The organism is Acidovorax sp. 99 (assembly GCF_003096455.1).
GTDB lineage: Bacteria > Pseudomonadota > Gammaproteobacteria > Burkholderiales > Burkholderiaceae_C > Acidovorax > Acidovorax delafieldii.
On sequence record NZ_QEKU01000001.1, the window covers coordinates 513,915 to 540,321 of the forward strand.

Annotated in this window: 23 protein-coding genes and 1 pseudogene; 15 read left to right on the forward strand and 9 right to left on the reverse strand. The window is 67.0% G+C overall.

Going from position 1 to position 26,407, the window contains the following annotated elements; genetic code table 11:
• Nucleotides 1-35 precede the first annotated feature (35 nt).
• Entirely contained in the window at nucleotides 36-572 is a 537-nt protein-coding gene (locus C8C95_RS02525) for a pseudouridine synthase (RefSeq protein WP_116747530.1), read from the forward strand.
• Nucleotides 573-591: 19 nt separating this feature from the next.
• On the opposite strand, the gene C8C95_RS02530 is transcribed toward C8C95_RS02525, so the two are convergent.
• Nucleotides 592-1,302: a glutathione S-transferase family protein gene (locus tag C8C95_RS02530; RefSeq protein ID WP_116747531.1), complete on the reverse strand. Its 711-nt coding sequence runs from the start codon at nucleotides 1,300-1,302 to the stop codon at nucleotides 592-594.
• A complete protein-coding gene (gstA, locus tag C8C95_RS02535) occupies nucleotides 1,302-1,910 on the reverse strand; it encodes a glutathione transferase GstA (RefSeq protein WP_116747532.1) in 609 nt (202 codons plus the stop codon). Before gstA ends, C8C95_RS02530 begins: the two co-directional genes overlap by 1 nt.
• A 141-nt stretch (nucleotides 1,911-2,051) precedes the next feature.
• On the opposite strand from gstA, the gene C8C95_RS02540 reads away from it, so the two are divergent.
• A complete protein-coding gene (locus C8C95_RS02540) occupies nucleotides 2,052-2,942 on the forward strand; it encodes a LysR family transcriptional regulator (RefSeq protein WP_116747533.1) in 891 nt (296 codons plus the stop codon).
• A gap of 97 nt (nucleotides 2,943-3,039) precedes the next feature.
• Nucleotides 3,040-3,594, forward strand: coding sequence for a dihydrofolate reductase family protein (locus tag C8C95_RS02545; protein WP_116747534.1), 555 nt, complete (start codon nucleotides 3,040-3,042; stop codon nucleotides 3,592-3,594).
• Between the two features lie 44 nt (nucleotides 3,595-3,638).
• Here the strand turns inward: C8C95_RS02545 and C8C95_RS02550 are convergent, their stop codons facing one another.
• Nucleotides 3,639-4,133, reverse strand: coding sequence for a DUF2242 domain-containing protein (locus tag C8C95_RS02550; RefSeq protein ID WP_051022730.1), 495 nt, complete (start codon nucleotides 4,131-4,133; stop codon nucleotides 3,639-3,641).
• A gap of 663 nt (nucleotides 4,134-4,796) precedes the next feature.
• Here C8C95_RS02550 and C8C95_RS02560 point away from each other — a divergent pair.
• The 4 genes from C8C95_RS02560 (at nucleotide 4,797) to C8C95_RS02575 (ending at nucleotide 9,698) form a co-directional block, all read left to right on the forward strand.
• Nucleotides 4,797-5,234 carry a thermonuclease family protein gene (locus tag C8C95_RS02560; RefSeq protein ID WP_116747536.1) on the forward strand — a complete coding sequence of 146 codons (438 nt, stop codon included), beginning with the start codon at nucleotides 4,797-4,799 and terminating at the stop codon, nucleotides 5,232-5,234.
• Nucleotides 5,235-5,381: 147 nt separating this feature from the next.
• Nucleotides 5,382-6,674, forward strand: coding sequence for an MFS transporter (locus C8C95_RS02565; RefSeq protein WP_116747537.1), 1,293 nt, complete (start codon nucleotides 5,382-5,384; stop codon nucleotides 6,672-6,674).
• 175 nt (nucleotides 6,675-6,849) lie between these two features.
• Nucleotides 6,850-8,460 (forward strand): DUF1800 domain-containing protein, encoded by a 1,611-nt coding sequence (locus tag C8C95_RS02570; RefSeq protein ID WP_116747538.1) that lies wholly within the window; start codon nucleotides 6,850-6,852, stop codon nucleotides 8,458-8,460.
• Between the two features lie 11 nt (nucleotides 8,461-8,471).
• Entirely contained in the window at nucleotides 8,472-9,698 is a 1,227-nt protein-coding gene (locus tag C8C95_RS02575) for a DUF1501 domain-containing protein (protein ID WP_243415613.1), read from the forward strand.
• Nucleotides 9,699-9,796: 98 nt separating this feature from the next.
• Here the strand turns inward: C8C95_RS02575 and C8C95_RS02580 are convergent, their stop codons facing one another.
• Nucleotides 9,797-10,714 carry a DHHA1 domain-containing protein gene (locus tag C8C95_RS02580; protein WP_116747539.1) on the reverse strand — a complete coding sequence of 306 codons (918 nt, stop codon included), beginning with the start codon at nucleotides 10,712-10,714 and terminating at the stop codon, nucleotides 9,797-9,799.
• Nucleotides 10,715-10,838: 124 nt separating this feature from the next.
• Here C8C95_RS02580 and C8C95_RS02585 point away from each other — a divergent pair, with 124 nt between their 5' ends.
• Nucleotides 10,839-11,318: a TerB family tellurite resistance protein gene (locus C8C95_RS02585; protein ID WP_116747540.1), complete on the forward strand. Its 480-nt coding sequence runs from the start codon at nucleotides 10,839-10,841 to the stop codon at nucleotides 11,316-11,318.
• A 76-nt stretch (nucleotides 11,319-11,394) separates the two neighbouring features.
• Here the strand turns inward: C8C95_RS02585 and C8C95_RS02590 are convergent, their stop codons facing one another.
• The gene (locus C8C95_RS02590) at nucleotides 11,395-11,730 is read right to left on the reverse strand and encodes an ankyrin repeat domain-containing protein (RefSeq protein ID WP_116747541.1); all 336 of its coding nucleotides are present in this window, start codon (nucleotides 11,728-11,730) and stop codon (nucleotides 11,395-11,397) included.
• Between the two features lie 271 nt (nucleotides 11,731-12,001).
• Between C8C95_RS02590 and C8C95_RS02595 the strand changes: the two genes are divergently transcribed.
• Both C8C95_RS02595 and C8C95_RS02600 read left to right on the forward strand, forming a co-directional pair.
• A complete protein-coding gene (locus C8C95_RS02595; protein ID WP_116750111.1) occupies nucleotides 12,002-12,805 on the forward strand; it encodes a pseudouridine synthase in 804 nt (267 codons plus the stop codon).
• Between the two features lie 70 nt (nucleotides 12,806-12,875).
• Complete coding sequence (locus tag C8C95_RS02600; protein ID WP_116747542.1) at nucleotides 12,876-13,826, forward strand: nitronate monooxygenase; 951 nt, start codon at nucleotides 12,876-12,878, stop codon at nucleotides 13,824-13,826.
• Between the two features lie 34 nt (nucleotides 13,827-13,860).
• Here the strand turns inward: C8C95_RS02600 and C8C95_RS02605 are convergent.
• Nucleotides 13,861-14,505, reverse strand: a pseudogene (locus tag C8C95_RS02605) (NAD(P)H-dependent oxidoreductase).
• 96 nt (nucleotides 14,506-14,601) lie between these two features.
• On the opposite strand from C8C95_RS02605, the gene C8C95_RS02610 reads away from it, so the two are divergent.
• Entirely contained in the window at nucleotides 14,602-15,225 is a 624-nt protein-coding gene (locus C8C95_RS02610; protein WP_133246204.1) for a hypothetical protein, read from the forward strand.
• A 212-nt stretch (nucleotides 15,226-15,437) separates the two neighbouring features.
• Nucleotides 15,438-16,367: a DMT family transporter gene (locus tag C8C95_RS02615; RefSeq protein ID WP_116747544.1), complete on the forward strand. Its 930-nt coding sequence runs from the start codon at nucleotides 15,438-15,440 to the stop codon at nucleotides 16,365-16,367.
• 69 nt (nucleotides 16,368-16,436) lie between these two features.
• Here C8C95_RS02615 and C8C95_RS02620 read toward each other — a convergent pair whose 3' ends face one another.
• Nucleotides 16,437-17,372, reverse strand: a complete 936-nt coding sequence (locus tag C8C95_RS02620; RefSeq protein WP_116747545.1) for a succinylglutamate desuccinylase/aspartoacylase family protein — start codon at nucleotides 17,370-17,372, stop codon at nucleotides 16,437-16,439.
• 104 nt (nucleotides 17,373-17,476) lie between these two features.
• Here C8C95_RS02620 and C8C95_RS02625 point away from each other — a divergent pair, with 104 nt between their 5' ends.
• Nucleotides 17,477-20,605, forward strand: a complete 3,129-nt coding sequence (locus C8C95_RS02625; RefSeq protein ID WP_116747546.1) for a polymer-forming cytoskeletal protein — start codon at nucleotides 17,477-17,479, stop codon at nucleotides 20,603-20,605.
• A gap of 384 nt (nucleotides 20,606-20,989) precedes the next feature.
• Here the strand turns inward: C8C95_RS02625 and C8C95_RS02630 are convergent, their stop codons facing one another.
• Complete coding sequence (locus C8C95_RS02630; protein ID WP_116747547.1) at nucleotides 20,990-22,012, reverse strand: OmpA family protein; 1,023 nt, start codon at nucleotides 22,010-22,012, stop codon at nucleotides 20,990-20,992.
• A gap of 406 nt (nucleotides 22,013-22,418) precedes the next feature.
• On the opposite strand from C8C95_RS02630, the gene C8C95_RS02635 reads away from it, so the two are divergent.
• Together C8C95_RS02635 and C8C95_RS23635 are read left to right on the forward strand one after the other, a co-directional pair.
• Complete coding sequence (locus C8C95_RS02635) at nucleotides 22,419-23,606, forward strand: MFS transporter (protein WP_243415763.1); 1,188 nt, start codon at nucleotides 22,419-22,421, stop codon at nucleotides 23,604-23,606.
• A gap of 80 nt (nucleotides 23,607-23,686) precedes the next feature.
• The gene (locus C8C95_RS23635) at nucleotides 23,687-23,830 is read left to right on the forward strand and encodes a hypothetical protein (RefSeq protein WP_165836506.1); all 144 of its coding nucleotides are present in this window, start codon (nucleotides 23,687-23,689) and stop codon (nucleotides 23,828-23,830) included.
• Between the two features lie 142 nt (nucleotides 23,831-23,972).
• Here C8C95_RS23635 and C8C95_RS02640 read toward each other — a convergent pair whose 3' ends face one another.
• On the reverse strand, nucleotides 23,973-26,249 hold the full coding sequence (locus tag C8C95_RS02640) for a GGDEF domain-containing phosphodiesterase (protein WP_056064812.1): 2,277 nt from the start codon (nucleotides 26,247-26,249) through the stop codon (nucleotides 23,973-23,975).
• Nucleotides 26,250-26,407: the final 158 nt, after the last annotated feature.

The following is a 26,407-nucleotide window of genomic DNA, read 5'->3' on the forward strand; positions in this document are numbered from 1 at the left end:
AGCGCATCCGGCCCTTTTTGCTTGAAACCGACCCCATGACCTCGCGCCTGATCCGTTTCAACAAACCCTACGGCGTGCTGAGCCAGTTCACGCCCGAGGGCAAGTGGCAGGGCCTCAGGGACTACATCGACCTGCCCGGCGTGTATGTGGCCGGGCGGCTGGACGCCGACAGCGAAGGGCTGCTGCTGCTGACCAACGATGGCAAGCAACAGGCCCGCATTGCCGACCCGCGCTTCAAAATGGAGAAAACCTACTGGGTGCAGGTGGAGGGCATCCCCAATGAGGCTGCGCTGGCCGCGCTGCGCAGCGGCGTGGTGCTGAACGACGGCCCCACCCTGCCCGCCCGCGCACGGCTGCTGGAGCCCGCACCTGCGGTGTGGGACCGCACCCCACCCATCCGCGAGCGCAAACACATCCCCACCACCTGGATTGAACTCATCATCCGCGAAGGCCGCAACCGCCAGGTGCGCCGCATGACGGCCGCCGTGGGCCACCCCACGCTGCGGCTGATCCGCGCGGCCATCGGGCCGTACACGCTGGACGGGCTGGCGCCGGGCACCTGGGCGGATTGAGCCGGCAGGCGTGCGGGGTCTACGCGGCCACCGCCTGCATGCGCCGCGACAGGGCTGACCCACGCGCACGCAAAAAGGCCCGCAAGCCCTCGGCATAGTCCGCACCCACGGCCTGCTGCACCGAAGGGCGTGCCGCCAGCGCCGCACGCCACTGCTGCACCAGCGGCAAGGCGTGCCAGAACGCCAGGCCATCCATGCCCGGCAAGGTGTCGATGACGTCGAAGTACCGGAACACGGGGCCGAACACCGCGTCCACCATGCCAAAGTCCGGCCCGGCAAAGTACGGCCCCGGCACGCTGCGCTGGCTCAGGGCCTCTTCGATCTGCACGAAGCGGCTGCGCAGGTCCTGCGCGCGGGCCTGCAGCGTGGCCTCATCCGGCGCGGCGTAGAAGGCGCCGATGGTGTTCAGCACCGCAGAGCCAAACTCCATCCACGCCCGGTGGCGGGCGCGCTGCAGCGGATCTGGCGGATGCAGCACGGGCATGGCCACCTCGTCCAGGTATTCGCAGATCACGGCTGACTCGAACAGGCTCTGGCCGCGCACCTGCAGGACCGGGGTCTTGCCCAGCGGCGAGAGGGCCAGGAACCAGTCGGGCTTGCGGGCCAGGTCGATGGTGCGGCGCTCGAACGCCAGGCCCTTTTCGTGCAGCACGATGGCCACGCGCTGCACATAGGGGCACAGCGCATGCGAGACCAGAGTGAGCGCAGCGGGCGCTGTGGTCTGGGCCATCACGACAGCAACCCCTCGGCCCGCAGCGCAGCCTGCACCTGCGGGCGGGCCGCCACGCGTGCCATCCAGGCCTGCAGGTGCGGGTAGGCAGTGAGCGGGATGCCCAGCAGGTGCGACCAGTTGACGATGGTGAAGCCATACGCGTCGGCCACGCTGTAGCCGCCCGCCAGAAAGTCGCTGCGCGACAGCACGGCCTCCATCTCGGCAAATCGCACGGCCAGCTTGGCCTTGACGGCCTGGCGCGTGGAGTCGGCCGTCTCCTTGTGCCACAGCCAGGGGCTGAAGCCCTTGTGCAGTTCGGTGCTGACGAAGGTGAGCCATTCCAGCACGGCCAGCCGCTCGCTGGAGCCGGGCTGGCCGATGAGCGCGCGCGCCGGGTCCAGGTCGGCCACGTACTGCAGCAGCGCCGCTGCTTCGGTGTGGCGCGACTGGTCGGCCAGCTCCAGCAGGGGCACATAGCCGCGCGGGGAAATGTCGAGGTAGCTGGCACCGGTCTCGGTGGTGTGGCGCACCAGGTCCACCTTGACCAGATCGAACGCAACGCCGACCTCGCGCAGGGCAATGTGGACGGCGAGCGAGCAGGCACCGGGGGCGTAGTAGAGCTTCATGGGAACGGGGCTTTCTGTAAAAACGGTTGGAATATGTCGCCGTTGCTACCCACTAGCAGCCGCAGACACCCATCGGTACACGGCAAGGCCCGGCGACAGGCAGAATCTATGCTTGCAACAACGCAAACAAAATAAGCACCCATGAAATCAACCGTTGCATCAGCGCAATACCAACTGGGCGCGGCCGAGCTGGAAGTGCTGCTGGCCATGGTGCGCACCGGCACCCTGGCGGCCGCCGGTGAGCGGCTGGGTGTGGATGCGTCCACGGTGTTCCGCGCCATTCAGCGCATCGAACGGGGGCTGGGCCAGTCGCTGTTCGACCGGTCGCGCGCCGGCTACCGTCCCTCGGAACTGGCCCAGGCATTGGCCGAACAGGCCGAGCGGGTGGAAGCCGCCCTGGAGGCCGCGCGCTCTGCCGCACAGGCGCAGCCCGAACAGGTGTCGGGCACGGTGCGCATCTCCACCACCGACACCATCCTGCACGGCCTCATCGCCCCGGCCCTGCAGATGCTGCAGCCCCGGCACCCGGCCCTGGTGTACGAGCTGCACGCCGGCAACGAGCTGGTGAGCCTGACGCGGCGCGACACCGACATCGCCGTGCGCGCCACCAAGCGCCCGCCACAGCACCTGGTGGGGCGGCAGCTGGGCATGATCCGCTCGGCCCTCTACGCAGGCACCGCCAGCCCGCTGGCCCTGTCAGATGTGGAGGCAGGCCGCGCCGCCTGGATTGCGCCCGACGACGCCCTGCCCGACCACCCCTCGGTGCGCTGGCGCAAGAAGCAATACCCCAGGGCACAGCCCACCTACCGCGTCAACAGCCTGCTCACCGTGATGGAACTGGTGGCCCTGGGCATGGGCGTGGGGGTGCTGCCCCTCTTTCTGGCCCAGGGCCGCAGCGACCTGCGCCCGCTCACGGGCGCGCTGGCCGATGGCGAAACCGAGCTGTGGCTGCTGACCCACGCGGAGTCGCGGCACCTGCGGCGCATTGCAGCGGTGTACGGGCACCTGGCGGAGACGGTGCAGCTGCCTTGAGTCACTGGGGGCCTCTGGCCGATGAATGCACGGGGCAGACCCCACCCGCGCCTGCTGCCAGCACGTTGTCAGCAGCCGGTCCCTACAGTGCCCGGGCATGACCACTACACAGTTCTACGGCGCGTCCAGCCTCGACGGCTTCATCGCCACGGCCGACCATGACCTGGGCTGGCTGCTGCAATTTGGCGAGATCGAGGGCTCCAGCTACCCCGACTTCATCCGCAACGTGGGCGCGCTGGCCATGGGATCACACACCTACGAATGGATGCTGAAACATGCCATCGATGCGGGGCAGCCCTGGCCGTACACACAGCCCACCTGGGTGTTCAGCACGCGCACGCTGCGCAGCATTGCGGGTGCCGATGTGCGCTTTGTGCGTGGCGATGTGCGCCCCGTGCACCAGGCCATGGTGCAGGCCGCAGCAGGCCGCAATGTGTGGGTGGTGGGCGGGGGCGACCTGGTGGGGCAGTTTGACGATGCGGGCCTGCTGGACGAGCTGATCGTGCAGGTGGCGCCGGTCACGCTGGGCGCGGGCACCCCGTTGTTTCCGCGCCGCGTGGTGCAGCCGCCGCTGCAGCTGCAATCCGTAACCACGCTGGGCGGCGTGTTTGCCGAGCTGCGCTACCGGGTGCCGCCACGCTCCGACCGCTGAGTGCCTGAGTGCCTGAAGGCGGGCGACTGTCCCGCCAGGGCGGCTCAGTCCGCCAGCGCCTGGTCGATGACCAGGTAGCGTTTGACCAGGTCAAAAAAGCTGTCGTAGAAGGTGTCCTTGGCAATGGTCTCGCTGCCCACCTTGACCAGGGACTCGCTGCTGGATGAGAACGGCAGCGACACCGAGCCGATGGCGCCCACGCCCACGCTGGCGGAGTTGTTGGTCTTGCGCAATGCGTAGGTGTCCTGCGTGGCGGTCACAAAGCCCAGGCTGACCTTGCCGTCATTAGCCTCGGGCACACACACCACGCGCACCACCATCTGCAGGTGCGACTCGGGCTCGGGCTGGAAGCTCTTCTTGCCCTCGACCAGATCGGCCGAACTGGACGAGATGACGTAGCCCTGGCTGAGCAGCGCGCGGCGCGAGGCCTCGCAGGTCTGCGCCGGGGTGGCATCAAACAGACGCGAATAGGTGGCGACCGAGCCAAAGTTCTCCTGCACGCCAAACGTCTTGACCCCCGTGCTGGTGCAGCCTGCCATGACCAAGGTCGCGCCACAGGCCAGGGCCACGGCGGCGGCGCGCCACAGCGCGGGTGGGGAGGCATGGAATTCTGTGGACCAGGGGAAACGCAAAACCGGGACTCCTTGGGTGGTGGGTGGCTAGTGTGCTGTCCCGTAAATAACTGCACATGAAATCGCGTCCTCACCCCCAGGGCTGCGTTGCAACTCCTCGCGATAGCTACGGCTATCACTGCGGTTTGCGCCTTGCCCTGGGCGCGATGCCATCGATTTCATTTCTTGCAGCTATTTACGGGACAGCACACTAGTGCCGACAATAACAAGCGCAAACCAACGCGAAACGAACGCGCTGGTCAATGCACCCCATTGTCACAGCGCCTGGGGTGTCTGACGGCAGTAACCGCTCCGGGTTCCCCATATTCTTCGCGCCGTGTACACATCGGTGTGGTAACACCTTGAAGCAAAACAGTCCGGCGTTGTGTTGTGTGCCAGGAAGGACTTCGGAGCAGCGAACAGGCGCCTCGCGCCAGCCCCTGTGTCAGCCTGCCACCCCATTCCAGCCGATCGCAAACGCTATACTATTCATAGCTATCAAGGCATGCTGCCGTAGCGCATCCGCCCACAATCAGCCCGCTGCAGCCCCCACACCGCCGCCGGTGTCCACCCACCCACATTCAAGCCCCAGTGCCCCTCGCCGCCTCCCTGCTTTGCCTGGTCGTTGCCATCAGCGACGGCGACACCCTCACCGCCCGCTGCGGCGCCCCCGGTGCCTACCAGCAGGTCAAGGTGCGCATCGCCGCCATCGACGCGCCCGAATCCCGCCAGGCGTTTGGGCAGAAGTCGCGACAGCACCTGGCGCAACTGTGCTTTCGGCAGCGGGCCACGCTACAACCGGTGGACGAGGACAGCTATGGCCGCATGGTGGCGCAGGTGCACTGCGGCGGGACGGACGTAGCAACGGCCCAGGTGCGCGCTGGCATGGCCTGGGTCTACACGCCGTACGCCAGCGGCTATCCCCACCTGGCGTCCCTGCAACGTTCTGCGCAGGCGCAGCACGCGGGCCTGTGGTCCCAGAAGCGCCCGTTGGCGCCGTGGGACTACCGGCACCGGCATCGTCGTTGAGGCCATCGCATACCGCGCCATCAGGGCACCCGCTGCGTGGCTTTACCAGCGCTTGACTGCAACCCGGCGCGACAACCGCTAGCATCTGGCCTCCCGCCGTTTGGGGGCATCGCCGCACTGGGCGAATGCCCCCCGCTGACCCCACCCATGCCCACGCCCGAGCCCATCACCCCGAGCGCCGCTGTTGCCGCGCCCGCCGAACCTGCCAACGTCTACCGCCATGCCGGTTTTGTTTCCTTCCTGATCGCCCGCGTGGTGGCCGTGGTCGCCACCCAGGTGCAGGCCGTGGTGGTGGCCTGGCAGGTGTACGACCTGACCCGGCAGCCGCTGGCACTGGCCTATGTGGGCCTGGCGCAGTTTCTGCCCATGCTGGCCCTGCTGCTGCCAGCGGGCGACCTGATCGACCGCTTTGACCGCAAGCGCATCCTGGCGATCGCCTGGTCGGTGGGCGGCCTGTGCAGCGCCCTGCTCTGGTGGCTGTCTGGCCACGGCAGCAGTGGGGTGGCGGGCATTTATGCCGTGCTGGTGCTGTATGGCTGCGCCCGCGCGTTCTCGGGCCCGGCCATGCAGAGCCTGTTGCCACAGATCGTGCCCCGTGCACAACTGGCCCAGGCCATCGCCGCCAACAGCATGCTGATGCGTGTGGCCAGCATTGGCGGGCCGCTGCTGGGCGGGCTGCTGTATGCGCTGGGCGGCGGCGAGCTGACCTATGCCATCTGCTGCGCGTGTTTTGTGCTGGGGGTGGCCCTGCTGCTGCGCGTGGTGGTGGCCCACGCCACGGCACCCGGCCCCGCGCAAGGCACGATGTTCGAGCGCTTTGGCGCGGGCATCACCTTCATCCGCACGCGGCCCATCATCCTGGGCACCATCTCGCTGGACCTGTTTGCCGTGCTGCTGGGCGGCGTGGTGGCGCTGCTGCCCATCTATGCGCAAGAGGTGCTGCATGTGGGCCCGGCAGGCCTGGGCGCGCTGCGCAGTGCCATGGCCGTGGGCGAGGTCAGTGCCGGGCTGTACCTGAGCATGCGGCCCTTCAACCGCCATGTGGGCCGCACCATGTTCATCGCCGTAGCGGTATTTGGCGTGGCCAACCTGGTGTTTGCGCTGTCCACGCTGTTCTGGCTGTCGTTTGCGGCGCTGCTGGTGGCCGGGGCAGCCGACATGGTGAGCGTGTACATCCGCGGCGCGCTGGTGCAGTTCTCCACGCCCGACTCCATGCGTGGGCGGGTGAACGCGGTGAACATGCTGTTCATCGGTTCGTCCAACGAACTGGGCGAATTCCGCGCAGGCACGAGCGCCGCCTGGCTGGGCGTGGTGCCCGCCGCCATCGTGGGCGGCCTGTGCACGCTGGGTGTGGTGGGTGGCTGGATGATGGCGTTCCAGACCCTGCGCAAGGTAGACCGTTTTGAGGAGGCCGCACAGGCCACGGGCGCAGCGCCATAACACTGAGAACCTGTTCTCAGGCGATCATGATCATGTCTGGGGGCTTGGAGATACCCCTCGATACATCCTCCCTGGCGTTTGTGTCGCGCAGGTAAAACCCGCCGTGCGGGCTTGCATGCGGGTGGTGGCAGCGGCACCATGCGGACAGCCATTGGCTGGCTGCCCGCGAGGCCCCATGACCCCCACTAACCCACTGCACCTCCACCGCCGCACCCTGCTGCTCGGCCTGGCGGGCTGCGCCGTCTTTGGCGCCCCCCTTGCCACACAAGCCGCGCCCCCCGCAGCCGCAGTGCCCCACACAACAGGCCCGGGCACCTGGAGCGCGGCCGACGAACCCACCCTGGCACGCCTGCTGGACCGCGTCACCTGGGGCTGCACCGCCCAGGGCACGCAAGCGCTGGGCGGCTTGGGCATCAGCGCGTATCTGGCTGCGCAACTGCGCCCAGGTGTCCACACCGCACTGCCCCGCGAAGCCCAGGCACAGATCGACGCCATGGCCATCTCGCGCACCCCCATCGAGGCGCTGGCGGCCGACATGGAAGCCCGCAACCGCGCCGCCAAGGCCCTGCCCACCGAGGACGAGCGCAAGGCTGCGCTCAAAACCTGGCAGCAGGACATGCGCGCCCTGCAGCAGGAGGCGGCCGCCCGGTTTGTGCTGCGCGCGCTCTATTCGCCCACCCAGCTGCGCGAGAAGATGACCTGGTTCTGGATGAACCACTTCAACGTGTTTGCCGGCAAGGGCAACCTGCGCGCCCTGGTGGGTGACTACGAGGAACACGCGATACGGCCCCATGCACTGGGCCGCTTTCGCGACCTGCTGGGCGCCACCGTGCGCCACCCGGCCATGCTGCGCTACCTGGACAACGCGCAAAACGCCGCAGGCCGCATCAACGAGAACTACGCGCGCGAGCTGATGGAGCTGCACACACTGGGCGTGGACGGCGGCTACAGCCAGCAGGACGTGCAGGAGCTGGCCCGCGTGCTGACCGGCGGGGGCGTGTCGCAGCGGCCGCCAGGCGACGAGCCCCCACGCATGAAGCCTGCGCTGCGACGCCACTATGTGCGCGATGGCCTGTTCGAGTTCAACCCCCAGCGGCATGACTGGGAGCCCAAGACGCTGCTCGGCCAGCCGCTGCGCGCCGAAGGCCTGGCCGAAGTGGACGAAGCGCTGGACCGCCTGGCCCGAGCGCCTGCCACCGCACGCTTCATCACGCGCAAGATCGCGCTCTTTCTGGTGGGGGACAACCCGCCGCCTGCACTGCTGCAGACCCTGGCCCGCAGCTTTGAGCGCACTGACGGCGACATTGCGGCGGTGCTGGAAACGCTGTTCCACACTCCAGAGTTCCGCGCGTCCCTGGGCCATCGTTTTCGGGACCCGGTGCACTACGCACTGGCAGGCCTGCGACTGGCCCATGGCGACGCCGTGCTGCCCAGCACCGATCCGGCACTGGCGTGGCTGCAACGGTTGGCCGAGCCCCTGTATGGCCGCGTCACGCCCGACGGCTACCCGCTGGACTCTGCGTCGTGGTCGGGCTCGGGACAGATGAGTACGCGCTTTGAAATGGCGCGGGCCCTGGGTGCAGGCGCTCTGGGCGCCCCGCCAGCAAGCGATGACGCAGCGCCCCGCGCCGCGCCGCGCATGCCGCCCGCCCTGGCGCAGACAGCCTACGTGCGCGCCATGGAGCCCACCTGGTCCCCGGCCACGCGCAACGTGCTGGCGCAGGCCACCTCGCCGCGCGAATGGAATCTGCTGTTCCTCGCATCCCCCGAGTTCATGCACGGCTGAGGAGAAGCTTCATGCTGCACAGACGACACCTTCTCCAGGCCCTGGGCGCCAGCGCACTCGGTGCGGGCCTGGGCGTGCACAGCGCCAGCGTGCTCGCCGCACCCCGCGTGCAGGACACGCGCTTTCTGCTCGTGTTCTTGCGCGGTGGCTACGACTGCGCCAGCCTGCTGGTGCCTACGGCCAGCAGCTACTACTATGAGACGCGGCCCAACATCGCCATCGCCCGGCCGGGGCAGGAGGGCGGCGCCCTGCCGCTCACGCCCGACTGGGGCCTGCATCCGGCACTCGCTGAATCGATGCTGCCGCTGTACCAGCAGCGCCAGCTCGCCTTTGTGCCGTTTGCAGGCACGGACGACCTCTCCCGCAGCCACTTCGACACCCAGGACAGCATTGAGCTGGGCCAGCCCCTGGGCGGGCGGCGCGACTACCGATCGGGCTTTCTGAACCGGCTGGTGGCGGAGCTGAACCCGCGCGCCGACAGTGCCCCGGTGGCGCTGCAGCCGATGGCGTTCACCAGCACCCTGCCCCTGGTGCTGCGCGGAGCGGTGGATGTGCCCAACACCGCCCTGAGCGCAGGCGCGGGGCGCGGTGGTGTGGATGCGCGGCAGGCCGAACTCATCGCCTCCATGTACCGGGGGACACCGCTGGCCACGCCCGTGAACGAAGGCTTTGCCACCCGCGATGAGGTCGCCCGCACCATGCAGGGCGAGATGGAGGCCGCCAGCCGCAATGCGCTGAGTACCAAGGGCTTTGAGGGCACGGCCCGGCGCATGGCGCGGCTCATGCAGTCGCGCTACCAGCTCGGCTTTGTGGACGTGGGCGGCTGGGACACCCATGTGGGCCAGGGCGCCGCCACCGGCACGCTGGCCAACCGCCTGGAGGAACTGGGCCGGGGCCTGGCAGGCTTTGCCGACGAGATGGGCCCCGCGTGGAAGTCCACCGTGGTGGTGGTCATCAGCGAGTTTGGCCGCACCTTCCGCGAGAACGGCAACCGGGGCACGGACCATGGCCACGGCACCGTGTTCTGGGTGCTGGGCGGCGGGGTGAATGGCGGCCGCATTGCGGGCGAGCAGCAGGCGCTGACCGCCACCACGCTGTTCCAGAACCGCGACTACCCCGTGCTCAACGACTACCGCAGTGTGTTGGGGGGACTGTTCGCCCGCATGTACGGGCTGAACCCGGCGGCCGTGGCGCGGGTGTTTCCAGGGACCCAGGGGGCCGACCTGCGGCTGGTTTAGCCGCGCTGGCGCGCCATATCATTCACTATATTTTTGATAGCTACTCAGGCATATAGCTCTAGCGCTACAGGCGATTTATCCTCTAAATCGCCCGGGCATCACGCGTTGAAGGTACCTGTCAGCAGCTCTGGCAGGCGCTCCACCTTCATCTTGAAGCCGCAGGCCTGCGCATGGCCACCGCCGCCCATGCTTTCGGCCAGCGCGATGCAGTCAAAGTTGCGCTGCGCACGCAGCCCCACCTTCACGCCCTTTTCGCCTGCACTCCACATCAGCGCAAAGGTGCCCGTTTTGGCCGAGAGGATGTCGCCCACCAGGCTGTGGAACATGCCGGGGGCGTTGACCATCAGGCCGGTGATGCCGTTGAACACCAGCGGCTGCGCGCCTTCGGCGATGTCGGCGCAGAGCTTGCGGTACTTCTGGTCCATGGCCTCGCCGCGCACCATGAACTGCTGGAGCTGATCGGGCGTGAAGTCGGCAATCTCGCGCCAGCGCGCAAAGCCTTGCTCTTCCATGTCCAGGGCTGACAGGAAGGCAGAGCTCTCGGCAAACTCCCACTTCCAGATATCGCGGTCTTCCACGTATTTGAACAGGGCAGGCATCGGTTCGTGCGGATGGAAAAACTCCCACGCCAGCCGCGCACCCGACTTGTTCATGTCGAAGTGCACCACACCGCAGCGGCAGGCAAAGCCGGTGAGCTTTTCGGCCGCGCTCTTGTGGTGGTCCAGCATGACCAGCTTGGCGGCGCGCTCGTCGATGGCGGCCATCACCTCGTTGGCAAACGAGAAGTCGAGGATGTACACCGCGCGGCCTTGCAGGGGCGGCAGGTCGTCCACGGTCTTGACATCGCCGTGGTCCAGCCCCACGTATTCAGCCTGGTCGCCGTAGTACAGCCATGCCGCCAGCGCCGCACCAAAGCCATCGGGGCAATTGCGCCCGTGGTACAGGATCAGCGGTGCGGGGTCGTTCTTGTCGGGGGCAACCAGCAGTTGCAAGGGGAGTATGGTTTTCTTCGTCATGGCCCCCGATTGTCGCCGGGGCTTTGTGCCGCAGCGAGCGCAACGTGCGCAGCCAGCACATGTCAGCGGAACCAACCCCATCCCCAACGCCTCCACCCTACTGACGCAGCCAGCAAACCACACGATGTTCCAAGCCCTCAAAGACCTGCTTGAAAGCCTCACCCCATTCAACCCCACGCCATCTCCTGCAGAGCGTGCGCGGTCTGTGCAACTGGCAGCCGCCGTGTTGCTGGTGGAGGTGGTACGGACCCAGTCGGCGGTGGGCGATGCGGAGCGCAGCGTGATGCAAACCGCACTGCACCGGCAATTTGCACTAAGTGACGATGAACTGCAGCGCCTGCTGGAACAGGCCGCAGCCACCTCCAGAACCGCCTACGACTACCAGCGCTTCACCAGCCAGCTGAACGAGCATTTCACGCAGGACGAGAAAATCCAGCTCGTTGAAGCCATGTGGCAGGTCGCCTACGCAGACGCACGCCCGGACGAGAACGAGATGCACACCATCAGCAAGGTGGCCGGCCTGCTGCATGTGACGCACGGCGAGTACATCGGCGCCAAGCTCAGGGCGAAAGAAGCAGCTCACGCAGGCCAGTCGCCCCATTGAGACGGGCGCGGCCCCGGTAAGCGCCGCAGCGCACGGGTGGCGTCCCTTGGGGAAAGGACGCCAAGCAACCCGGGGGCTAAATGGGCAACCAGCGCCACCAGAACGGCTTGCGCTCTTCCTTGGCGCCCTGCGCCTGCAGCAAGGCGATGAACTCGGTGCGCCGGTAGCGGCGCGCGGCCTCCAGTGGGGTCATGTCGTCGAAGTCCGACCGCAGCCCCGGGTCAGCCCCATGCGCCAGCAGGTAGTGGGCGATCTCGTGGTGGCCCTGGATCAGGCTCGCCACCAACGGCGTGCAAAGGATCTCGGGATGCTGGTAGTTGGGGTTCACGCCTGCACTGATGTGGTGGCGCACCAGCGCCAGGTCGCCCGCCACGGCGGCGGCGTACATGTCTTTCCAGTCTCCTGCGGACATACCTGGGCATCCTTTGCAAGGGTTGAACGGGGCCAGTGTAGGCAGCGGGGCGTGCGGCACAATCCGCGCCTTCCCCTAGGGATCCTCTGCACGAATCAGCGCGCCGTGTGCATCAGCGGCCTCGGGCGGTCTGCAGCGTTGCAAATACTCGCAATAGCTACGGCTATTGCTGCGTTTTGCGCCTTGCAGCCCCTCCCGATCCGCTGCGCTCACTTGCCGCTTGATTCGTGCAGAGGATCCCTAGCCCGCGATGGCGCACACACATTCCTCCATGCCCCCTCCCCTGCACATCCTCTGGCGCGACGAGCACTTGGTGGCCGTTTACAAGCCTGCCGGCTGGCTGGTGCACCGCACGGGGCTGGACGCGGGCGAGACGCGGTTTGTGATGCAGACCCTGCGAGACCAGCTGGGCCAACATGTGTTCCCCGTGCACCGGCTCGACAAGGGCACCTGCGGCGTGCTGGTGATGGCGTTGCACAGCGATGCGGCGCGCGCGCTGTCGCAGGCGTTTGAGCATGGCGCCACGCACAAGCGCTACCTGGCGATGGTGCGCGGCTGGGCACCTGAGGCCATCGAGGTGGACCACGCCTTGAAGCCCGACGATGCGCCTGCGGACGCCGCCGTGCAGGACGCCCACACACGCTTTCGGCGGCTGGCGCAGCTCACGCTGCCGGAGGCCAGCGACGCGCGTTTTGCCACCACGCGCGCCTCGCTGGTCGAGGCCCTCCCGACCACGGGGCGGCGCCACCAGATCCGCCGCCACCTCAAGCACCTGGCGCACCCGATCATTGGCGATGCCACGCACGGCAAGGGCCCGCTCAACCGCTGGTGGGCCGAGCGGCTGGGCCAGCAAAGGCTGTGGCTGCATGCGTGGCAGTTGACGGTGCCGCACCCGGTGTCGGGGGTGGCGATGACATTTGACAGCGGGCTGCAATGGCCGGTGCCTGCGGGCTGGGGGCCTGGGCACAACATGGCAGAGGATGCCAACCTCAGCCTCAGCGCCATCCCCAGCGCCGACTGGCAGCGCCTGTTCGCCCAGCTGCCCTGGCACGAGACCCCCGTCCCGGCCCCGTAACGCGGGCGACACGGCGACGGCATGCCCGTCGAAATAATGGGCGCTCTCAAAAAATCAGGAGACCTTGCCCATGACCGCACCCGCCACCAACCGCGTCCTTGCCCACACCGGTGCGCGCTACCCCATCATCCAGGCGCCCATGGGCTGGATTGCGCGCACGCAGCTGGCCTCGGCGGTGTCACGCGCGGGTGGGCTGGGCATCATTGAGACGTCCTCCGGCGAGACGGCCAACTGCCAGGCCGAGATCACCAAGATGAGCGCGCTGGGCCTGCCGTTTGGCGTGAACCTGCCCATCCGCTTTTTGAAGGACGACGCCATGCTGCGCTTTGTGTGCGCGTCGGGTGTGAAATTTGTGACCACCTCAGCGGGCAGCCCGGCCAAGTTCATTGCGCCGCTGAAGGACGCGGGCATCACCGTGTACCACGCGGTGCCCACGGTGGACGCCGCGCTGAAATGCGTGGACGCAGGCATTGACGGCCTGGTGGTCGAAGGCGGTGAAGGCGGCGGCTTCAAGAACCCCGAAGAGGTCTCCACTCTGGTGCTGCTGCAGGCCATTCGCGCGCAGGTAGATGTTCCGCTGGTCGCAGCCGGCGGCATCTGCGACGGGCGCGGGATGGCCGCTGCGTTTGCGCTGGGGGCCGAGGCCGTGCAGATGGGCACGCGTTTCGTGAGCTGCGCCGAGAGCCCCGTGCATGCCAACTACAAGCACGCCATCGTCGATGCGGGCGTGACCGGCACCTGGATGCTCAACACCAAGGCCAGCCCCTGCATCCGCGCGCTCAAGTCGCAGCGCACCCAGGCCATCCACGAGGCGGGCCTGATGCCCGCCGACAGCTTTGCGGGCATCCAGCGCGTGTACTTTGACGGTGACATGGAGGCGGCCCCTGCGCTGGCGGGGCAGACCGCGGGATTGATTGACTCCGTCAAGACCGCGCAGCAGATCATTGAAGACACCGTGGCGGAATTTTTTGCCATCAGCCAGCGCATGGGTGCCATGGGCATGGCGCGCACGTTTGGCTGAAGAACGCGGCGATGCGGCCAGCCGCGCCTGTGGCCTACGCCGCCTTGGCCCCCAGCGCGCGCATGCGCGCCTTCCACTTGGCAACCCCACCCTCGCCCAGTTGATCCACGCTGCCCACCAGCGTCTCATGCACCGGCGCAACGCCCACAAAGCCCACAAAGCCCACAAAGCCCACAAAGCCCACAAAGCCCACAAAGCCCACAAAGCCCAGGATATTGCGCTCCAGCGACTTCACGCTGTGTGCACGGAAGTACCAGCGATAGACGAGCGCCGGCATGCCCATCGTGACCACCACCCGCGCACTGCGCCCGGTGAGCCCTTTGCGGCCAAAGGGGTTGCCGCCTTCGGGGTTGAAGGCAAAACCAGGCCTTGCCACCTGCTCCAGAAAACCCTTGAGCAAGGCTGGCATGTCGCCCAGCCACAGCGGAAAGAACAGCACGATGTGCTGCGCCCAGCCGATGTCAGCCTGCGCAGGCTTGAGAGACGCGGGCAGCAGGCCCAGCTCCCACTCGTACTGGCTGCGCAGCAGGGCAAAATCAATGGCGGCCACATCCACCAGCCTCACCACGTGGCCCGCCGCCATGGCCCCTTAGGCGTAGGCCTGGGACAAGGCGTGGCACAAGTGGGGCGCCAGGGCATCTGGGTGTCCCTGGATCAACAGAATGCGCATGGGGTCCATGTTCGTTCTCCTCATCCACATCGATGCGGAAAGCCTGCAAGCACTATCGTCTGACTCTACGCCTTCCCGCAACATTCCACGATCCTGGACCCGACCATGCGCACCATTCTCCGTTGCACCACGTTGTCCCCGCAGTTCCTGCAGTCCCGGCTGCGAATGGCTACTTCGGCAGTGGTCCTGATCGCCCTGGTGGCGTGCGGCACGGCGCCAGCTCCCATCGATCCCCCTGAGAAGGCACACCTGCCGTTGCTTCGTGGCTGGTTCGAGGGGCAAGAGGTCCTCTATGTGACCACCGATGCATCCGATGCCGACATGGCCCGCGCCAAGCATGCGAACTACGCGCCGCTGCTGGCCAACGCCCTGCCCGACCCGCAGGCATCCACATCCCCTGGCATGCAGCGCATGCAGCGCCTGGGGGCGACCGATCGCGTCTACGGCACCACCAACTTCGAGCAGGCCAGCGTGTTTGCATCCGCTCCCCGCCCTGTGGGGTCTGCAAATGCCTACACGGCTTACAGCCCGTTGTGGCAACTGGTTCAGGTCACCTGGGTCGATGCCACGCAGGCTCGCACCCTGCGGTCCGAGGAAGAAGTGCTGGACGCCCAGGACAAAGGCCAGATCACGCTGCAGATAACGCGGGTGGTGCTCAACTGCCCCATCATCCACCGTGGTCGGCTGGGGGCACTGCCGGGTGTTTCAGTCGATGGGCGCACACCCTGAAGCAGACCGCCACGCAATACAAGCGGCGCTGCGTTCAGCGGCACTTCACTGCCATCCCCTGCGCTACACTTTTTGCCCCTGCTCTGCGCGGCGGCCGCCATGGCGCCGACGCGCTCCCGCAATGCCTTCCCTATTCGGCAGCTGTGAGCCCTCTTCCGCACCCAACGCCGTGTCGGCCGTGGCGCACGCTCTGCAAAATCTAAAGCATCCCCATGGCTGAAAACGCCCCTTCCCAGTCCTCCGCATCGCCCGCCCCGCCCATACAGGCTGCACCGTCCAGCAACCTGCGGGGCATCATCGCCATGGTGGCTGCGGTGGGTTTTTTTTCGCTGATGGATGCGCTGCTCAAGACGCTGAGCGCCCACTATCCCGCCATGCAGGTCGCGGCGCTGAGGGGCTGGGCGGCGCTGCCGCTGGTGGCGCTGTACGCACTGTGGCGTGGCGAAGTGCCCCGGCTGCTGAAGGTGCGCTGGCCGCTGCACCTGCTGCGCGGCGGGCTCAACGTGGCCATGCTGGCGCTGTTTGCATTTGCCATCCGTGAACTGGCGCTGGCCGAGGCCTATACGCTGTTCTTCATTGCCCCGCTGCTCATCACCGCGCTGTCCACCGTGGTGCTGCGCGAAAAGGTGCGCCCCGCTCACTGGGTGGCCATTGTGCTGGGCATGGTGGGGGTGCTGGTTGCGCTGCGGCCCAACCAGGAGGCGTTCTTTACCCTGGGCGCACTGGCGGTGCTGGCAGCAGCCACCTGCTATGCGGTATCGGCCATCACGGGGCGCATGCTCACCCGCACCGACTCCAGTGCCAGCCTGGTGTTCTGGACCACCACGCTGCTGGCACTGGGCGCCGGTGCGCTGGCATGGCCCCAGTGGTTGGGCGTGGCGCAGGCCCACTGGCCGCTGGTGGCAGGGCTGGCCGTGACCGGGTTTGCGGGCCAGCTGGCGATCACCGAGGCGTTTCGCCACGGGCAGGCCTCGGTGGTAGCCCCTTTCGAGTACACGGCCCTGGCCTGGGGCATGGGGCTGGACTGGGTGCTGTGGCAGACAGTGCCTGGCTACAGCACGCTGCTGGGCGGCGCCATCATCATCGGCAGCGGCCTGTACCTCGTGCGCCAGGAGCGCACACAGGCGGTGGTTCCGCCCTGAACAACCTCAGGCCGTTGCAGCCAGACCGGCGGACGACGCGCCCGCAGGTCTGGCGTCGTACCAGCCGGTTCAGATCGGCCGCGTGAGGTACACCGCCTCGCGGCCCACGATGGGCTCGCGGGTGGGCATGAGGATGGTGCAGTCGTCGCACAGCGCGCGGATCTCGTGCGGTCCGTCGGTGGCGATGAGGTCCCCCTTGGCAAACACTTCAAACCCTTGCACAGGCCGCGTGAAGCGGAAGTCGGTAGTGCGCACCATGCAGGTCTCCAGCAGTTCATAGCGGCGCTGCTCGGCGGGTGCGGGCCGATCAGCCACCGGCGCGATGAGGCCGAAGTGCGCCAGGAAGTCCAGCGCCACGGCCGTGGCCAGGTCGGCCGCCGACTGGCGGAAGTGCTGGCCGCATTCCACCACCACCGCCACACCGCCCCCGTCGGCCTGCCCGTGGCGGCCGTGCTGGATGAGCGGCGTGCCCGAGCCCAGGCCGCTGGGCATCACCAGGTGCACCGGCGGGCGGCCGATGGCCAGCGCCGCCTCCGCATTGCGCGGGTAGGCCGGGTACACCCAGAACGGTTGCACGTCCTGGCTGGTGGAGTGGATGTCGAGGATGTGATCGGCCGCTGCCACCACGGGGCGCAGGACGCGGGCGCGCTGCAACTCGGGGCTGTCCGCCGTGCCGTCCAGCTCGGCCGCCGACCAGATGCGGTTGAGGTTGTGCACCAGCTGGCGGCTCTCGAACGGGCGGCTCTGGTCAAACGATTCGTAGGCGGCCACGTTGGCAAAGCTGACGGTCAGCGTGCCGATGAGGGGACGCACACCCGTGTCCAGCAGGTGGGTGGCCGCCACCATGCCGCAGATCTCGTTGCCGTGCGTGAGTGCATTGATGAGCACATGCGGGCCAGGCTTGCCCGACTCGAAGCGGTGCACATAGTCGATGCCGACATTGCCCTGGCGGTAGGCAGAGAGGTCGCGGGGGAGGACTTCAAAAACGGGGGGGTTCTGCGTCATGGCAATGAATTAATAAGATGACACATCATTGTCTGCGCAAAGCCGGATCATTGCTGGGCGCGGTGTACGATGCCCGCCGGTTGAGTCCCTCCTGCGCCCCTCCCATGCCCACTGCCCGACTTTGCCCACTGGCCGATCTGGCCCACCGCATTCCCCGCGACTGCTGGATGGCCGAGCGTCTGGCGCAGGACCCTGAGGCCCTGGCCGATGAAACCGCGCTGTGGATCACAGGCGACGCGCACTGGCCTGCGCTGCACCTCGACGCCCCCCTGGCCCAGGGCAGCCCGCTGCGCCAATGGCTGCAAGAGCAACCCGACGGCCCCAATGAGGCCTCCGTACCCCGTGCGCCCTTTGTGATCGTGGTGGATGGAGACCTGCGCATCGACGGCGCCTTGACCAGCGCCGACACCGATGGCACGACGCACCTGGTCGTCAACGGCAACCTGCACGTGCAGAACGCCGTGATCGGCGGACAGCTGGTGTGTGTGCAAGGTGCGCTGCAGGTGCATGACCTGCTTTGGGGCCACTACAACCATGGCGAGCTGCGCGTGCGTGGTGGGCTGCAAGCCCGGGTGGCGCTGTTCACCGACGAGTACCACCTGCACATCGAAGGCCAAGAACAGGTGGAGTTTTTGCTGGACGAGGTGCGCGGTGTGCCCCACCGTGCGGAGTTCTCGGCCGAGATCGTGGGTGCCGTGTTCTCCCCCGAGTTCCACGAGGGCGTGGACGCCGGCGAAGACGGCCTGGCCGCCATGATCAGCCGCCGCCAGGTGCTGGCCGCCGTGCGGGCAGGCCAGAGCGCGGTGCGCAGCAGCGCAGACATCCACGCCGACCAGCCTGTGGCCGACGACCTGTGCGCAGACAACTCCATCAGCATCGACAACATCCTGGCCGTGGTGCACACGCCAGTGATCGCGCACAAGGAACACAAAGCCTACGGCTGGTTCCAGCAGACTGATTTCTCACTGTGCCAACGGCATGTGGACGAAGAAGGCGACGCGCGCGACGACAACGTGTTCATTACGGTGTGGAAAACCTGGGACTTCTACCTGTCGGTGGAGCAGGTGCCCGCGCCGCGCAACTGGCTGGAGCGCTTGGTCACAAAGCTGTGGCGCCACGCGGCCCCCACGGTCGCACAGCGCACGCTGCTCTATCGCCGCTACACGCAGGGGGAGCCCGGCGACTGGCAGGTGCTGGCGCCCCCCGCCGAGCCCGGCCACGACCCCGACGCCTGGAAGGCCTGCGAACACGCCTGGCACGGTGTGCTGGACTACGTGCGCAAAGCCGTGGGCCAGCACCGTGCACGCTACCCGCTCTACCCGCGCCTGCAGGCCACATTGACGGCAGAGCACATCGAGGCCTTCACCAGCCTGCCCGTGTTCACCGAACAGTACAACGACTGGTGGGACAGCGACCGCAACGGCTACTGGGAGGGCGAGGTCTGGGTGGGGGCGCGCCAGCCCTGCATGCACGACGGCGAACCCTGGGGCCGCGCGCTCAAATACAGCTGGCGCAACGGTGATGACGCGCCGGGCGATGACGAAGACAACGCCCACAGCGCCTACCAGATCCATGTGGACGAGGCGCGCGAGGGGCCGGCCGCTGTCGAGTTCAGCTACGCCCAGCGCCAGAGCGACAGCCGCGCCCCCCTGCCCCGCTGCGCCGCCGACCACATTGCCCGCCTGCTGCGCTTTCACGGTCTGGTGCAGGCCCGCATCCGCGCGCGGCACGAAGAGGCGCAGGCCCAGCAGGCCGAGGCCCGCCGCATCGAAGCCGCCGTGCAACTGCTGACTACCCCCCCATTGCCCCCCGACCTACCCGATGCCGCTGTGTTTCCCGTCGAACTCATGACGCTGTCGGAGCAGTGGCAGGCCGATGGGCAAGCCTACGTAGCGGCTATCCGCGCGCACCAGCTGGCCAACGATGCCCACCGCGCCGAGGCATCGGCAACAGCCAGTGGCGGCGATGAGGACAACGGCGCCGAAGAACACGACAACGCCCTGCCCGAAGACCCGCGCAGGGCCGATGCGCCCACCGTGCTGCAACTGGCGCGGGTGGTGAGCCACTGGGCCGACGAAGAGCTTGCCACGCGGTTTCGCCAGCGCTTTGCCTTTGCTCCGGATGCCTATGTGGCGCGTGCCGCCCAGGCCGGCCAATTCATCGGCCCCGTGTTTGTGCTGGACGATGACCGTGTGGTCGCCCGCATCGGCGCGGCCCATGACGGCGACGCCCGCTGGGTGTTGCTGCATGGCACAGAGCACACGCCCCTGCCCGCCATCCGGGGCCTGGGCCGCTCGCCCGATCGCCGGTGCTTTGCCCAATGCGACGGCCTGCACATCACCACCCACCACGGGTGGAATGGCCCTGTGATTGCGCAATTTGCCCTGCCGCGCGGCAACGAAGGCCTGCCCCCGCAGGTGCAGGTGTCGGCAGGCCCGCTGGGGCAGCGCTGCGATGAAATCATTCCCTTCAACGATGGCCTGCGCGTGCTGCTGCGCAACCCCACAGGGGTGTATCTTCTGCACCCCGCAAACCGAGGTGCCGACAGCCCAGTGCAACGCCTGCACCCGCAGACGTTTGAAGAAGATGGCCCCTACACCTGGCCCAAGAACCAGATGGATGAGGAGGTCGATGGTGAGACAGTCACCGTGCTGGCGCTGGACATGCTGCACATGGCCCTGTCGCCTGATGAGCGTCACATCGCAGTGGGTGACCAGGACAGCTGCCACATCCTGCTGGACGCGCACGGCGCTGTGGCGGCCGAGCACGAGCCCCTATCGTCTTACCCCCACCACGCGGTGTTCTCGCACGACGGCACACGCCTGTTTGCCAACTCATGCCATCTGTATTGGGGCAGTACCTGCTCGATCCCCATCGGGGCGGCACCGCCGGAAGCGACCGATGAGGACACCCAACCACTGGACGAACGCTGCCGCGTGTACGCCTCTGTCACCTTGCCGGGCCTGGTGATCCTGGGCGATGCGGACGGCTACCTGCATGCCATCAGCGACGAGGGACAAGCCCTGTGGCGCCACCACATCGGCAGCACGATCAGCGCTGTCGATGCATCCCCCGATGGAGAAACCCTGTGGGCAGCCAGCTATGGCGGCTACCTGGTGCGGCTGCAACGCAGCGAGGCGGGCATGGACCCTTACTCCATCAGCACGTCACTGTATATGGAGACGCGGCGGTGGATATTTTGGCGGGATGAGGTGGGGCCGGTGCGGTGGTAGCAGAGCAATTCTGCCCACGGTAGCAACACCAGACTCTCATTTTGATCTGCAGGAAAACACATACCGACCAGGTCCGTGAAAGCGCTGGAACACGGCTTCCCGCCCGCGTCCACATTCTGCGTTGGCCAGATTCTTGACGTCCTCTTCTGTCGCAAAAGCGGGCCTGGCGATCTGAACGCCGAAGTCATAAGACTCCACAACTCGCGGTTGGCAGCCTGTCGATGCCACCGCAATGCCCAAGCCCAATCCGGCCACAAGAAGTCTCATGCAGATGTTCTGCCCGCGCGGCGAAGGCGTGACGTTGGATGAGTGGGCACCGACAAGTGCAGTGCCCAGGTTAGGTTGAAGGAGCCCAACCCAGCTGCATGCATCAGCGACAAAATCTCACTGCGGCACCAGCTCCACGCGCCGGTTCTTGGCCTTGCCCTCATCGCTGTTGTTGCTGGCTACAGGTGCGAGCGACGCGACGCCATTGCCCACCAGGCGATTGGCCGCAATGCCGTAGTCCTTGGCCAGCACGGCGGCCACTGCGTCGGCGCGGCGCTTGGACAGCGCCAGGTTGCTATCGAAACTGCCCACGCTATCCGTATGGCCCACTACATGCAGCTTGACAGTGGGCTCGGCCTTCAGGAAGGCGGCGATCTGCTCCAGCGAGGGTTTGGACTCGGGCTTCACGTCGGCCTTGCCAGTGTCGAACAGGATGCCGTAGATGGCGACCTTGCCATTGGCCGTGATGGACTTGCTGATGTCCGATGCGCTGACCACCACCATGTTCTGCTCCATGGCTTTGGTTTCCAGGATGTCCACTGCGATGTAGGCGCCCTGCCTGGATTTGTACGTAGCGTCTTCCTTAGGCCAGTCGATGGAGATCAGGCGCACGGTAGTGTTGCCCTTCTGGAAGGTCCCCGTGCGCACGGTGCTCGCATCGGCGCCATACATCACGTATTCGCTGCGGTTGTTCTTGATGAAGTCGCGCTGGCCACTGCTGAAGTTGGCCAAAAAGTTGGTGTAACTGCCCGCCGCACTGTCACGGGTGGAGTCATACAGCGCCGTGAAACCGCTGGCCGTAAGGTCGTTGGCATAGTTGCGAAACAGCTCCAGCGACCGCGTGGCACCGGGGGCCTCGTACCACAGGCGGGTGAGCTTGCCTTCCAGAGCAAGTGGCGGCTGCACGTAGCGCCGCTTGTAGGTCTGCAGGTCGAACTCCTTGAACGTGGACGTCTGGAACTCCACGGCGTCGAAGTTGCGCACCTCGTAGCCCACGATGGTGCTACCACCAAAACGTTTCACGGCGGGGTGATCCTTGGCGCCGGCAAGGTCCTGTGCAAACGTTGGCAACACGCTAACCGTGGCCAGGAACCCGAGGCACAGCGATGCGCCCCACTGACGAAACAGCTTCATGCTCATGGGCAATCTCCGGTTGAAAACACGCATCGCTGACTCAGCTGCACCCGGCGTTGCGACAGGCGACGGGCTCGCATCCATCATAGGCGAGCACCTGGCTGCAGGCCACCCAGCCTTCATGCGACGCCATGGCGCAGCGCGCTGCTTTCGCGAAATGCATCACAGTTTCACACCGGCTTTGTGCTGGACATCTCGCACAAGGTTCATGTCACTCGCCAATGCCGAACCGGATCCCACAGGAAATTGAGACCCATGCACTGGCTCATGGCATGAGCGTTGCATGCGCCCCCTGCACGCACCTGCACCCTCCATGACTTCATCCCACCGCCCAGCCCGCTCCCGTGCACCCGCTCATCCAGATGCGCCACCACCCAGCGCCTCCGGCCTGAGCACGCCGGTGCTCTTGCTCATGGCCGTGGCCTGCGGCCTGTGTGCGGGCAGCAACTACTTCAACCAGCCGCTGCTGCACTCCATTGCCACGCAGCTGCAAGTGCGGGACGCGTCGGCGGCGCTCATCGTGACGCTTGCGCAGGTGGCGTACGCGGCAGGGCTGCTGCTGTTGGTGCCGCTGGGCGACCTGCTGGAGCGGCGGCGGCTCATCACCACACTGATGCTGCTGGCCGCTCTGGGACTGTTTACCAGCGGGTTTGCGCACAACTACGCCATGCTGGCGCTGGGCACGCTGCTCACTGGCCTGTTTTCGGTGGCGGCGCAGGTGCTGGTGCCGCTGGCAGCCACCCTGGCAGCGCCGGGCCGCAGCGGCCGGGCCGTGGGGCTGGTGATGAGCGGGCTGCTGACCGGTATTCTGGCGGCGCGCAGTGTGGCGGGGCTGCTGTCGGAGGTGGGCGGCTGGACGCTGGTGTACCGGGTGGCGGGCGTCGCCATAGTGGCCGTGGCGCTGGCGCTGTGGTGGGTGATGCCCATGTCCCGCAATACGACCTCAGCACCGACACAGGGGTATGGACAGGTCTTGCGGTCGCTGGGCACGCTGGCCTTGCACCACCCCCGGTTGCGCAGCCGGGCCTTGCTGGGAGGGTTGTCGTTTGCCTCCGTCAGTGTGTTGTTCTCCACCATGGCGCTGCTGCTGGCGGGGCCTGCACACCGACTGGGCGACGCCGGCATTGGGCTGGTGGGGCTGGCGGGCGTGGCTGGTGCACTCATGGCCAATGTGGCGGGCCGCATGGCCGACCGTGGGCAGGCGCAGGTGGCCACCGCCGCATCGGTAGGTTTGCTGCTGCTGGGCTGGGGGGCGCTGTGGCTGGGCGCCAGCAGCCTGGTGTGGTTTGTGGTGGGCATGCTGGTGGCCGACCTGGCGCTGCAGGGCGTACACATCAGCAACCAGAACGTGATCTACCGGCTGGACCCCACCGCCCGCGCGCGGCTGAACGCGGTGTACATGACCAGCTACTTTGTGGGTGCGGCCACCGGCTCGGCGATGGGGTCGGTGGCCTGGCTGTGGGGCGGATGGGGCGCCACCTGCGCGCTGGGCATGGGCCTTGCGGTGCTGAACGCGCTGGCACTGGCTTACGACCAGCGGCTGGCCGTGCGGGCGCTGGGTGATGGTGTGCGGCAGGCTACAGAAGGCGCAGGCGCGTAGCCCCCCGCGGCCGCCAACAGCGCAATTTGTGACGTACCATCCTCGCACGGTCCCATCCCGAGACCTTTCAAGGAGGCCCCATGGCCAAAGGTGAACAGCGCAGCAACAAGATGGCGAAGAAACCCAAAAAGGACACCTCGCCGCCCAAGGAACACAGCACATCGGACCGGCCCATGCCACCGATGACCACCGTCATGCCCAAGGGCAAAGACAAAAACAAATAGGTCACACCAGCACTCCGCCTGCCCCGGCGAATACGCTACCAAAACAATAGCTTCAGGCGCATATTGCATAAGCGCCTGCAGCTATTTTTGTTTGAAATTCCGCATCAGGCAGCCCTTCATTCGGCGCTCGCCGCCGCAGGGCTCAGGCAGGCTGGGCCCACCGCGCCAGCCACTGTGCATCGGGCTCTGGCCGGCCAAACAGGTAGCCCTGGTACACGATGTCCGGGGCGCGCTGGCGCAGGAAGTCGGCCTGGGCCTGGGTCTCCACCCCCTCGGCCACCACACGCAGGCCGAAGTGCCGTGCCACCGACAAGATGCCTTCGACCAGCACGCCATCGTCGGCATTGGTGGGGGCCTCGTGCACAAACGACCGGTCGATCTTGATCTCCTGGATCGGCAGGCGCTTGAGGTAGGCCAGCGATGAGTAGCCGGTGCCAAAGTCGTCCAGCGACATGTCCACGCCCAGCGCGGCCAGGGCGCGCATCTTGGCCACCGCATCATCAAAGTCGTCGATCACCAGGCCTTCGGTCACCTCCAGCGTCAGCAGCCGGGGGTCGGCCCCCGTGGCAGCCAGCACTGCCCGCAGTTGCCCCACAAAACCCGCCTGCCGGAACTGCCGCGCGCTGAGGTTGACCGAGAGCCGCAACCGCCGCTCGCGGAACACCGGCTGCGCCAGCAGCGCACAGGCATGGGCCAGCACCCACTCGCCCAGGCTGACGATGAGGTCGGACTCTTCGGCCACCGGAATGAACACGCCCGGCGCCACCAGGCCGTCACGCGGATGCTGCCAGCGCACCAGCACCTCGGCACCCGTGACCTGGCCCGACACATCCACCTGCGACTGCAGGTGCAGCCGCAGCTCGCCTGCGCCAATGGCATGGCGCAGTTCGCGCTCCACCCGAAAGCGCTGCTCGGCGGCCTCGCCCATGCCCTGCTCAAAAAACGCAGCCCGTCCGCCCCCGGCCTGCTTGGCGCGGTGCAGGGCGGTGCCCGCGCGCCGCAGCGCATCGTGTGCACCGTCGTCCGACGTTTGGGGGTACAGGGTGATACCCACGCTGGCGCCCAGTTGGGCGTCCTGCGCATCGCCCTCCAGACGCAAGGGGCGCAGCAAGGCGGCCTGCAGTTTTTCGGCAAAGGCCAGCGCATGCCGGCCCGCCAGCGAGGCATCCACCCCCAGGCCATGCAGCACCACGGCAAACTCATCGCCCGCCACGCGCACCAGCAGGTCTTGGGGCGGCAGGATCTCGGACAGCCGCAGCGCCACGGCACAGAGCAGTCGGTCCCCCATCTCGCTGCCGCGCGCATCGTTGAAAGTGGTGAACCGGTCCAGGTCCAGCAGCAGCAAGGCATGCTGGGTGGAAGGCGGGCGACCTGCACGCCCGCGCAACACGTGCAGCCGCTCCATCAGGGTGGACCGGTTGGGCAGGCTGGTGAGGCCGTCGAAATGCGCGAGGCGGTGAATTTCATCGGCAGCGCGCTTGCGTTCGGTGATGTCCTGCTTGAGCTCCACATAGTGGCTCACGCGGCCGTCGGTCTGGCGGATGGGGGCCACCACTACAGACTCGATCAATTCCTGCCCGTCCTTGCGGTAGTTGACCTGTTCGCCTGCCCAGCTGTCACCGCGCGCCAGTGTGGTGCGCAGGCCCTCGCGCTGCGCGGGCGCCAGGCCGTTGCTGGAATAGTCTGCCGAGGCGCGGCCCACCACCTCGTCGCGCGCGTAGCCCGTGCGGCGCACAAAGGCCTCGTTGACGTACTCGATGTCCTCGCGCAGATCGGTGATGACGATGGCCTCTGGACTTTGCTCCACTGCCCGCAACAGCTTGCGCAGCGACGCCTCGCTGGCCGCGAGGTTGGCCGCAGTCTGCTGGGCCTCACGCACCCGGCTCATGTAGTTGCGGCGCGACAGCAGCGTGGCTGCAGCGGTCAGCACCAGAATGCCTGCAAGGTACACAGCACCCGCCACGCGGTTGGCCACCTGAACGGGCTTGAGCAACCCCTGAACGTCCGCCCAGATGAAACCCAGGAACAGCAGGGCCGTGAGCCCCACAAGCGTTAGCGTGGCACGCGCTCCCAGCAGCCATCCGGCCAGCACAATGATCACGGGGTAGTTCAGCAGGTTGGGGCCGTTCACGCCGCCATTGCGAGCCGCCACCAGCGACACCGATACCCACACGCCCCACACCAGCAGATAGGTGGCCAGCGTCCACCGCCGCCAGCGGGCCAGCAGAAGCGCCGTGCCGCCAATGCAGCCAGCGACAAAGTTGAGCGCCACGCGCACTGGCTGCACGGGCTGATCCCACAGCAGCAGAAAGCCGATGACAAAACCCAGCAACATCACGGACCAACCCGCTACGCGCACCAGGTGGCGCGTTGTAGCGTCTTCGTGGTCTGGCAGCGGAACAACAGGGGCTTCGGCCATGGCGACGGGAATTACGGGGGAGGAAACCATCGTAACCGCAGGCATAGAAAACGCCTATGAACAAAACGCCGCTGGAGTGGCTGCGGCGCCCATCCATCGGCATCTGCATCGGTGTCACCAAGAACCGTCGCCAGCTTCGGCCCAAAATGGCCGCCGCA

Bases quoted from the DNA above. Each gene is read 5' to 3' on its own strand.
- C8C95_RS02525 (WP_116747530.1), top strand. From the start codon at position 36: ATGACCTCGCGCCTGATCCGTTTCAACAAACCCTACGGCGTGCTGAGC.
- C8C95_RS02530 (WP_116747531.1), bottom strand. From the start codon at position 1,302: ATGGCCCAGACCACAGCGCCCGCTGCGCTCACTCTGGTCTCGCATGCG.
- gstA (WP_116747532.1), bottom strand. From the start codon at position 1,910: ATGAAGCTCTACTACGCCCCCGGTGCCTGCTCGCTCGCCGTCCACATT.
- C8C95_RS02540 (WP_116747533.1), top strand. From the start codon at position 2,052: ATGAAATCAACCGTTGCATCAGCGCAATACCAACTGGGCGCGGCCGAG.
- C8C95_RS02545 (WP_116747534.1), top strand. From the start codon at position 3,040: ATGACCACTACACAGTTCTACGGCGCGTCCAGCCTCGACGGCTTCATC.
- C8C95_RS02550 (WP_051022730.1), bottom strand. From the start codon at position 4,133: ATGGCAGGCTGCACCAGCACGGGGGTCAAGACGTTTGGCGTGCAGGAG.
- C8C95_RS02565 (WP_116747537.1), top strand. From the start codon at position 5,382: ATGCCCACGCCCGAGCCCATCACCCCGAGCGCCGCTGTTGCCGCGCCC.
- C8C95_RS02570 (WP_116747538.1), top strand. From the start codon at position 6,850: ATGACCCCCACTAACCCACTGCACCTCCACCGCCGCACCCTGCTGCTC.
- C8C95_RS02575 (WP_243415613.1), top strand. From the start codon at position 8,472: ATGCTGCACAGACGACACCTTCTCCAGGCCCTGGGCGCCAGCGCACTC.
- C8C95_RS02580 (WP_116747539.1), bottom strand. From the start codon at position 10,714: ATGACGAAGAAAACCATACTCCCCTTGCAACTGCTGGTTGCCCCCGAC.
- C8C95_RS02585 (WP_116747540.1), top strand. From the start codon at position 10,839: ATGTTCCAAGCCCTCAAAGACCTGCTTGAAAGCCTCACCCCATTCAAC.
- C8C95_RS02590 (WP_116747541.1), bottom strand. From the start codon at position 11,730: ATGTCCGCAGGAGACTGGAAAGACATGTACGCCGCCGCCGTGGCGGGC.
- C8C95_RS02595 (WP_116750111.1), top strand. From the start codon at position 12,002: ATGCCCCCTCCCCTGCACATCCTCTGGCGCGACGAGCACTTGGTGGCC.
- C8C95_RS02600 (WP_116747542.1), top strand. From the start codon at position 12,876: ATGACCGCACCCGCCACCAACCGCGTCCTTGCCCACACCGGTGCGCGC.
- C8C95_RS02610 (WP_133246204.1), top strand. From the start codon at position 14,602: ATGCGCACCATTCTCCGTTGCACCACGTTGTCCCCGCAGTTCCTGCAG.
- C8C95_RS02615 (WP_116747544.1), top strand. From the start codon at position 15,438: ATGGCTGAAAACGCCCCTTCCCAGTCCTCCGCATCGCCCGCCCCGCCC.
- C8C95_RS02620 (WP_116747545.1), bottom strand. From the start codon at position 17,372: ATGACGCAGAACCCCCCCGTTTTTGAAGTCCTCCCCCGCGACCTCTCT.
- C8C95_RS02625 (WP_116747546.1), top strand. From the start codon at position 17,477: ATGCCCACTGCCCGACTTTGCCCACTGGCCGATCTGGCCCACCGCATT.
- C8C95_RS02630 (WP_116747547.1), bottom strand. From the start codon at position 22,012: ATGAGCATGAAGCTGTTTCGTCAGTGGGGCGCATCGCTGTGCCTCGGG.
- C8C95_RS02635 (WP_243415763.1), top strand. From the start codon at position 22,419: ATGGCCGTGGCCTGCGGCCTGTGTGCGGGCAGCAACTACTTCAACCAG.
- C8C95_RS23635 (WP_165836506.1), top strand. From the start codon at position 23,687: ATGGCCAAAGGTGAACAGCGCAGCAACAAGATGGCGAAGAAACCCAAA.
- C8C95_RS02640 (WP_056064812.1), bottom strand. From the start codon at position 26,249: ATGGCCGAAGCCCCTGTTGTTCCGCTGCCAGACCACGAAGACGCTACA.